The organism is Umezawaea sp. NPDC059074 (assembly GCF_042738955.1).
Lineage (GTDB): Bacteria > Actinomycetota > Actinomycetes > Mycobacteriales > Pseudonocardiaceae > Umezawaea.
In genome coordinates this window covers 62,746-70,827 of record NZ_JBHYHC010000047.1, presented here as the reverse complement: position 1 = coordinate 70,827, position 8,082 = coordinate 62,746, and the positions used below count along the sequence as shown (strand labels likewise).

The following is an 8,082-nucleotide window of genomic DNA, read 5'->3' as shown; positions in this document are numbered from 1 at the left end:
TGTTTTTGCGCCCCCACCCTCTTTCGTCTTGTCAAGGCGTCTTTCCAGCCTTGACAAGACGAAAGAGGGTGGGATAATTGGCGCAATCGGGGGTTAGCCCCTAACCCTCAAGCCCTCATCACAGTAGCAATCGGAATCCGAGCAGCCCGCACAGCCGGAATCAACCCACCCAACACCCCAGCGACCAACCCGGCGATCACCCCGGCAACCCCAGCCTCCCAGGGAAACGCCACATCCTGAAGAAACGGCTCCCGAGACCCCAAAACCACGCTAACGGCCTTCAACCCCACCGCCCCCACCCCAATGGCGAACGCCGCAGTCAACAGCCCGGTCAACAACGTCTCCGCCAACACAATCCCCGCCAACAACAACCGAGGCGTCCCCACAGCCCGCCGCAACGCGAACTCCTCGATCCGTTCCCCCACAGTGGCCAACCCAACGTTCAAGATCCCAGCCACACCGATCAACAACACCAACCCGGCCATCCCCAGGAAGATCCACCGCATCAACGTGAGCTGCGACTGCATCTCCTTCAACGAGTTCACCGTCTGGAACGAGATCTCCTCCGGCGCAACCCCCGACGCCACCAACCGACTCCTCAACGTCTGCTGAAGATCAGCAGTCGAACCAGGCGCGAGCATCAACTCCACCCCGCCATACCGCTCATCACTCAAACTCTCAACAGACATCCAGTTCAACAACTCATCAGACCGAATGTAAATCGTCGGCCCCCAACTCCCATCATCCACCACCCCCACAATCCGCGGAGTGGTGTTGGCAACAGCCCCCTCCACCCGCATCTCCGCAGGCACCTTATGCCGAGCAAACCCCTCCGCAGCCTTCTTGTTCACCACGATCCGCGGCGACAACGACGGCGCACTACTGGAATCCAACCACTCCCCGGACTCAACCCGATAAGGCCGAAACTGCCGAACATCCCCGGTAACGGACTTCATCGCCACTTCAATAGCCTGCCCGGGCGGCGCACCAGGATTGTCCTCCACAGGCCGACACTGCCCACTGGCATCGCAGGTCATAGACATAGCCCCACGAAACCCGCCACCCTCATCCAAAGGCCCGCCCCCCTCATTCAGAGGCTTAACCCCAGGCTCCCCGATAACCGCCTTCCCAGTAGTCAACCCAGCCGCATCAGAACGCCCCTTCACCAACTCCAACGCCACCGGCGAAGACTTGCTCGGCAGGTAAGTCCGGACAGTCCCATCCTTACCCTGACTGATCTCGATGTCCGACAACAACGCCCGCTGAGCGATCACCGACCCCGCCTGCACGGTGACAACGGCCAGCACCCCCAGGAACAAGCTCACCATCGACAGGAAGGTCCGCATCTTGCGGGCCCGAATCCCCTGCCCCCCGATGATCAACGAGGACCGAAACCGCCCGGACAGCCGCATCACACGACCACCCGCCCCGACTCCCGGTCGAACACCCCGTTGGTCAACTGAAGCACTCGCCCCATCTTCGCCGCGTGGTCGTGATCATGGGTCACCAGGATCAACCCGCACCCCCGATCAGTGGCCGACCGCAGCGCCTCCACCACCAAGTTCCCCGTCTCGGTATCCAGAGCCCCAGTAGGTTCATCCGCCAACAGAATCTTCGGCTCCCGCACCAAAGCCCGAGCAATAGCCACCCGCTGCTGCTCACCACCCGACAACCGAGGCGGCTTGTGCTTGGCGAGGTGCCCGATCCCCACCCTCTCCAACGCCTCCATCGCCTTCGCCTTGCGCTTCCGCCGCGGCAGCCACCCCTGCCCGTTCACCAGCGCCATGGACACGTTCTGCACGGCCGTCAGGTGCTTCAGCAGGAAGAACCGCTGGAACACGAACCCGAACTCCTCGCTGCGCAGCGCCGCGGCCTTGCGCTCGGGGACGCGGGTGATGTCGTTGCCGTTCAACAGGTACCGCCCGCCGTCCGCCCGGTCGAACAGGCCGATCAGGCTGAGCAGCGTGCTCTTGCCGGACCCGGACCGGCCGAGGATCGCGACGCTCTCCCCGGCGTGCAGGGTCAGGTCGACGCCCGCGAGGATCGTGCGGGGCTCGTCCTGCCCCTTCAACGTCTTGGTGAGCCCGGTGATGTCGATGAGCGGGGTCATCACGACCCCGACTTGGGGGAGTTCGGGTCCTGCTGCTGGGGCGCGGTGGGCAGGTTCGGCCCCGGCAGGCTCACGGTCTCGTCCCCGGTGAGGCCGGACTTGATCTCCACGACCTTGCCGTCGGTCAACCCGAGGACGACGTCCGCGATCACCTTGCTGCCGTCGGCCTTCACGATCTCGACCTTGCCGTTGCCCTGCCCGCCCGCGACGGCCTCGACCGGTACCACGAGCGCGTTGGCCGACGTCTGCGTCACGACCTCCAGCGTCGCCGCCGCGCCGTTGATCAGCTTCACGTCACCGGGCGCGGTGCACACCAGCCGCAGCCCGGTCGCCTCGGACTTCTGCCCCGTGCCGGACTGGTCCTTCTGCGGGGCCTGGGGAGCACCCGTCGACTGGGTCTTGTCCTTCTCCTCGTCCTTCTTCTCCTCCGGCGGCGCGGCGGGCACGGTCCCCGCGGGCAGCGCGGCGATCGTCCCGAGCACCGTGCACGGGAACGGCCCCGGCCCGTTCTTGATCTGCCCCTGCACCGACGCCGCCCCGTCCGCGATCCGGTACGCCTGCGCGCTGTCGATGTCCGCCGCGATGCCGTAACCCGCCAGCTTCGCCGACGCCACCGGCATCCCGGCCGTCACGGTCGCCTTGTCGTCCACCAACCGCCCGGAGAACGCGGCCCCCGCGGGCACCTCGAACCACGTCGGCTCACCGTTCGCCCACACCGACCCGATCCTCGTCGCCACGGTGGGCGTGGAGGTGGGTTCCTTGACGTCCATGAACCGCACCTGGCCGTCGATCGGCGCGACGAGGCCGAACACCGGGTTCATCGTGACCTTCCCGGTCAGGCTCACCTTGTTCGTGAGGTCCTGCCGGGTCGGCTTGGCGGTGGTCATGGCCGTGCCGCGCGGCGCGAGGTCCGGGTTGGACGGGGCCGCCCCCGACGAGCCGCAGGCGGTCGCGGCGACGACCACGACGGCCAGTCCGCCCGCGCGGACGAGGACTTGCTTCAACACCGGGTATCCCCCCACTGACGAGTGTCCGGTCGGATTCGACCTCGAGAACTAGACGCCCATGAGACGATCCGGGTTGCACCACGCGCTTCGGCAAAACGGTCATCGCGGGAGTGGCCGATCGGCCGATTGCCGCGAATCCCGAATCGTGCCCGACGAGCTGACCTGCGAGTTCCTCGTTCAGCGCAAAGAGAAAACCGCCCGTGTCCGAAGAGGACACGAGCGGTTCCCGGTAAGTCGGATCAGACGGTCCACTTCTGGTTGGCCGCTCCCGTGCACTCCCACAGGTGCGTCCGGGTGCCGTCGGCGGAGTTGTTGCCGATGACGTCGAGGCACTTGTTCGCCGGGATGTTCACGATGTCCCGAGCGCCGCTGACGGCCCACTGCTGGGCGCCGGTGCCGTTGCAGTCCCACAACTGGACCAGGGTCCCGTTGGCCGTGCCAGCCGACGCCGCGTCCAGGCACTTGCCCAGCGCGCGGATGGTGCCGTCGCCGGGACGGCTCCAGTTCTGCGCGGCGTTGCCGTTGCAGCCGACGATCTGGATCGGCGTGCCGTTGGCGCTGTTGGCACCGGCCACGTCGAGGCACTTGCCCGCGAGGCCGATGATCCGGCCGCCGCCGGAGGGCGGCGGGGTGGTGTCGGAGGTCGTGACGCGGACGTAGTCCACCAGCAGCTGCTGCGGGAACTGGGTGCTGCTGTTGGGGTCGCCGGGCCAGTAGCCGCCGACCGCCAGGTTCATGATGATGAAGAACGGCTTGTTGAACACCCACTGGTTGCCGTTCAGGTCCGCGGGCGTGCGGGTCTGGTAGACGTTGCCGTCCACCGACCAGCGGATCTGGTTGGGCGCCCAGTCGATCGCGAACGTGTGGAAGCCGTCGGAGAAGTTCGGCCCGTTGTAGCCCGCGCCGATGCCGCCGGAACCCGAGTAGCCGGGGCCGTGCAGCGTGCCGTGGACGGTGTTGGGCTCGAAGCCGACGTTCTCCATGATGTCGATCTCGCCGCTGCCCGGCCACGGGTTGCCGCTGTTGATGTCGGCGCCCAGCATCCAGAACGCGGGCCACATGCCCTGGCCGCGCGGCAGCTTCATCCGCGTCTCGTAGTGGCCGTACGTCTGGGTGAACTTGCCCGCCGTGTTCAACCGCGCCGAGGTGTACTCGCAGCGGCCGTACCAGCAGTTGTAGTTGGCCGGGTTCTCGCGGCGGGCGGTGATGACCAGGTTGCCCGCGCCGTCGGTCGACGCGTTGCTCCGGCTGTTGGTGTACATCTGGCGCTCGTGGTTGTTGACGTTGTCACCCGTCTCCAACTGCCACTTGCTGCCGTCCACCCCACCCCCGGCGGGACCGTTGAACTCGTCCGCGAACGTGGTCGCCATGGCGCCGACGTCCTGTGCGGTGGCGGCGGGCGCGCTGCTGGCCGGGGTGGACAGGGAGACCGCGCCCAGGGTCATCAGCAGGACGGCGCCCAGGATTCCCGCTGCTCGGGCGCGCCGAAGAGGCCCTCGTGTCGACATCGCAGATCACCTTTCAGGCAGGGTGGCGGTTCGGCGTCGAACCACTGATCGGCGGTCGTCAGGGGGGATCAGTGGTAAATGGTCCGAACCACCTGGTGTCACGGGGACGTTACTCGACCTCTTTGTTCAAGTCACGATGAAAGAAGATCCAACCCTATTTATCGTTTCAGTGCGGACTGAACGAAGGCATTCCCCGCTAGTGTGCTGACGAGGGCGCGACCCGCCTGCTTTACTGAACGAACGGTCGGTAGATCACCCCGGACCTTGGAGGACGACCCCGATGGCTCTGCTGCGCAGTTACGTCTCCGGCCGCTGGCACGTGCCGACAGCGGAGGGCGCGCCCCTGCACGACGCGGTGACGGGGGAGGAGATCGCCCGGATCTCGTCGGCGGGGATCGACATGGCCGCCGCGCTGCGGCACGGCCGCGAGGTCGGCGGCCCCGCGCTGCGCGAGCTGACGTTCCACCAGCGCGCGGCCCTGCTCAAGGCGCTCGGGTCGACGCTGCGCGAGCACCGCGACGAGCTGTACGCGCTGTCCGCCCGCACCGGCGCCACCAAGAACGACTCGATGATCGACGTCGACGGCGGCATCGGCGTGCTCCTGGGCTACGCCAGCAAGGCCAAGCGGGAACTGCCGAACGACACGGTCTACGTGGACGGCGCGGTCGAGCCGCTCGGGCGCGGCGGCACGTTCCTCGGCCAGCACATCGCCACCCCGTTGCGCGGGGTCGCCGTGCAGATCAACGCGTTCAACTTCCCGATGTGGGGCCCGCTGGAGAAGTTCGCCCCGGCGTTCCTCGCGGGCGTGCCCAGCCTGGTGAAGCCCGCGTCGCAGACCGCGTACCTGACCGAGAAGCTGGTCGAGCTGATGATCGGCTCCGGGCTGCTGCCCGAGGGGTCGCTCCAGCTCGTGTCCGGCAGCGCGGGCGACCTGCTGGACCACCTGACCGAGCAGGACCTCGTCGGCTTCACCGGCTCCGCCTCCACCGCGCAGCACCTGCGCACGCACCAGGCCGTGGTCCGCTCCAGCGTCCGGTTCAACGCCGAGGCCGACTCGCTCAACTGCTCGATCCTCGGCCCGGACGCGGTGTCCGGCACGCCGGAGTTCGACCTGTTCGTCAAGCAACTCGTCACCGAGATGACCGCCAAGGCGGGCCAGAAGTGCACCGCGATCCGCCGCGCGTTCGTGCCCGCGTCGCTGATCGACGAGGTGTCCGAGGCCGTGTCCGCGCGGCTGGGCAAGGTCGTCGTCGGCAACCCGGCCAACCCGGACGTGCGGATGGGCGCGCTGGCGGGCCTGGAGCAGCGCGAGGAGGTCCGGCGGTCGCTCAAGGGGCTCCTGGAGGCGTCCCGGATCGTGTTCGGCGACCCCGAGCACGTCGAGGTCGTGGACGCCGACGCCGAGCGCGGCGCGTTCCTCTCGCCGGTGCTGCTGCGCGCCGACGACCCGGAACTGGCCCAGCCGCACGAGGTCGAGGCGTTCGGCCCGGTCAGCACGCTGATGCCGTACACCGACACCGAGCACGTGATCCGCCTGGCCGCACGGGGCCAGGGCAGCCTGGTCGGCTCGGTCGTCACGGCCGACCCCGCGTTCGCCCGCGAGGTCGTGCTGGGCGCGGGCGCGTGGCACGGCCGGATGCTGGTGCTGGACCGCGACGACGCCAAGGAGTCCACCGGGCACGGCTCGCCGCTGCCCGCGCTGGTCCACGGCGGCCCCGGCCGCGCCGGTGGCGGCGAGGAGATGGGCGGCATGAGGGCCGTGCTGCACCACATGCAGCGCACGGCCGTGCAGGGCAGCCCGAAGGTGCTCGCGGCCATCACCGGCCGGTGGGTGCCGGGCGCGCCGCGCACGGAGTCCGACGAGCACCCGTTCCGCAAGAGCCTGGCGGAGCTGAGGGTCGGCGACAGCGTCGTGGCCGGTCCGCGCACGGTGACGCTGGCGGACGTGGAGCACTTCGCCGAGTTCACCGGCGACACGTTCTACGCGCACATGGACGAGGAGGCCGCCAAGGCGAACCCGTTCTTCGGCGGCCGGGTCGCGCACGGCTACCTCGTGGTGTCGTTCGCGGCGGGCCTGTTCGTCTCGCCGGAGCCCGGTCCGGTGCTGGCCAACTACGGCCTGGACAACCTGCGGTTCCTCACGCCCACGTTCCCCGGCGACGAGCTGACCGTGACGCTGACGGCGAAGCAGATCACGCCTCGCGAGGACCAGGACTACGGCGAGGTGCGGTGGGACGCCGACCTGGTCAACCAGAAGGGCGAGTCGGTCGCGAAGTACGACGTGCTGACGCTGGTCGCGAAGACCCGCTAGCACAAAGGGAAAGGGGCCGTTTCGTCCACAGTGGACGAAACGGTCCCTTCTCGTTCGACTAGCTCGTGGTGTAGGAGAGGACCTCCGGGGCCGTCCAGTCGCTGGACACGATCGTCGCCCCGAGCGCGCCGAGCTGCCGGACCTTCGCCTGGGCGTCGGCCGCGGCGGGCGCGCGGTTGTCGATGGCGGGCGGCACGCTGTGCGCGTCCGTCATGACGACCAGGTACTTGCCGCCGAGGTAGGGGCCGCCGCCGAAGCCCGCGAAGGACGTGGCGCTCCCGTCGAACACGACCATCCACGGCTTGCGCGAGCCGCCGCGGTCACCGGTGCGCGGGTCGGTCGCCGACGCGCCGTTGATCGCCGGGAACGACAGCGCCGAGGCGAGGGTGCCGCCGGAGTTGGCCGCGATCAGCCGGTCGGCCACCTCCAGGTCGGTGTCGTAGTTGTCGAACGGGTTCTGGAGCTCGAACGTGCCGTTCTCCACGATGAAGATGAACTTGCCGGTCAGCGACGACCGCGACGGCCACCCGTTCGCCTGCACCGCCGAGTCGAGGTCGGCGCTGCCGCCCTTGAGGTTGGCGGGCCCGAAGACGTTGCCCGCGCCCAGGGTGGAGGCGATCAGGCTGTCGAACCGCGGCACGCCGAACCCGGCGCGACCGTCGAAGCCGTTCTTCATCTCGACCTTGACCACCAGCGGCGCGTGGTTCGGGTTGTGGTCGTGCCACAGCTTGAGGTTGCGCAGGCAGCCCGCCAGGTTCTGGTTGCGGCTGCCCGACCTCAGGCCCTCGTAGGTCGTGGCGTTGGAGCAGTTGTTGGCGTTGCCGGGGTCGTGGCCGACCTGGAAGTCGTTCGTGAAGAAGAAGTTCGTCCACACGTCGATCTCGACCATGCCGGGGTTGCGGTCCAGCACGTCGACCAGCCAGGGGGCCGTCTCCTGCGTGTAGCTGTTGTGCAGGCCGACGGCCGTCGTGCCGGTGGCGGTCGGCGTCGCCTGTGCCGACGGCACCACCGTGATCAGCAGGGCCGCCGTGGCCACCGCGGCCAAGAAGCGCTTCATCCGAGACTCCTCGCACTGGACGTTCCCGTACGACTACGCAGGGTAGGAACGTGAAGAGTGTTCACGATGAACTCCGCATGGCCTTCGCG

At 68.3% G+C, this 8,082-nt stretch carries 6 protein-coding genes; 1 reads left to right on the top strand and 5 read right to left on the bottom strand.

Annotated features, from left to right (window positions below):
- Positions 1–107: 107 nt before the first annotated feature.
- The 4 genes from ACFWW9_RS22220 to ACFWW9_RS22205 all read right to left on the bottom strand — a co-directional run bounded on the left by ACFWW9_RS22220 (position 108) and on the right by ACFWW9_RS22205 (position 4,625).
- Positions 108–1,328, bottom strand: coding sequence for an ABC transporter permease (locus ACFWW9_RS22220; RefSeq protein WP_390380927.1), 1,221 nt, complete (start codon positions 1,326–1,328; stop codon positions 108–110).
- 83 nt (positions 1,329–1,411) lie between these two features.
- Complete coding sequence (locus ACFWW9_RS22215) at positions 1,412–2,110, bottom strand: ABC transporter ATP-binding protein (protein WP_390380924.1); 699 nt, start codon at positions 2,108–2,110, stop codon at positions 1,412–1,414.
- Positions 2,110–3,117 (bottom strand): efflux RND transporter periplasmic adaptor subunit, encoded by a 1,008-nt coding sequence (locus ACFWW9_RS22210; protein ID WP_390380921.1) that lies wholly within the window; start codon positions 3,115–3,117, stop codon positions 2,110–2,112. The genes ACFWW9_RS22215 and ACFWW9_RS22210 overlap by 1 nt, the downstream gene beginning before the upstream one ends.
- A 239-nt stretch (positions 3,118–3,356) precedes the next feature.
- On the bottom strand, positions 3,357–4,625 hold the full coding sequence (locus tag ACFWW9_RS22205) for a family 16 glycosylhydrolase (RefSeq protein WP_390380918.1): 1,269 nt from the start codon (positions 4,623–4,625) through the stop codon (positions 3,357–3,359).
- A gap of 280 nt (positions 4,626–4,905) precedes the next feature.
- On the opposite strand from ACFWW9_RS22205, the gene paaZ reads away from it, so the two are divergent.
- A complete protein-coding gene (gene paaZ, locus ACFWW9_RS22200) occupies positions 4,906–6,936 on the top strand; it encodes a phenylacetic acid degradation bifunctional protein PaaZ (protein WP_390380915.1) in 2,031 nt (676 codons plus the stop codon).
- A gap of 58 nt (positions 6,937–6,994) precedes the next feature.
- Here the strand turns inward: paaZ and ACFWW9_RS22195 are convergent, their stop codons facing one another.
- The gene (locus ACFWW9_RS22195) at positions 6,995–7,993 is read right to left on the bottom strand and encodes a Ca2+-dependent phosphoinositide-specific phospholipase C (protein WP_390380912.1); all 999 of its coding nucleotides are present in this window, start codon (positions 7,991–7,993) and stop codon (positions 6,995–6,997) included.
- Positions 7,994–8,082 lie beyond the last annotated feature (89 nt).

What these genes read in the sequence shown, in the direction of transcription:
- ACFWW9_RS22220 (WP_390380927.1), bottom strand. Translation starts at nt 1,328, where the DNA reads ATGGTGAGCTTGTTCCTGGGGGTGCTGGCCGTTGTCACCGTGCAGGCG.
- ACFWW9_RS22215 (WP_390380924.1), bottom strand. Translation starts at nt 2,110, where the DNA reads ATGACCCCGCTCATCGACATCACCGGGCTCACCAAGACGTTGAAGGGG.
- ACFWW9_RS22205 (WP_390380918.1), bottom strand. Translation starts at nt 4,625, where the DNA reads ATGTCGACACGAGGGCCTCTTCGGCGCGCCCGAGCAGCGGGAATCCTG.
- paaZ (WP_390380915.1), top strand. Translation starts at nt 4,906, where the DNA reads ATGGCTCTGCTGCGCAGTTACGTCTCCGGCCGCTGGCACGTGCCGACA.
- ACFWW9_RS22195 (WP_390380912.1), bottom strand. Translation starts at nt 7,993, where the DNA reads ATGAAGCGCTTCTTGGCCGCGGTGGCCACGGCGGCCCTGCTGATCACG.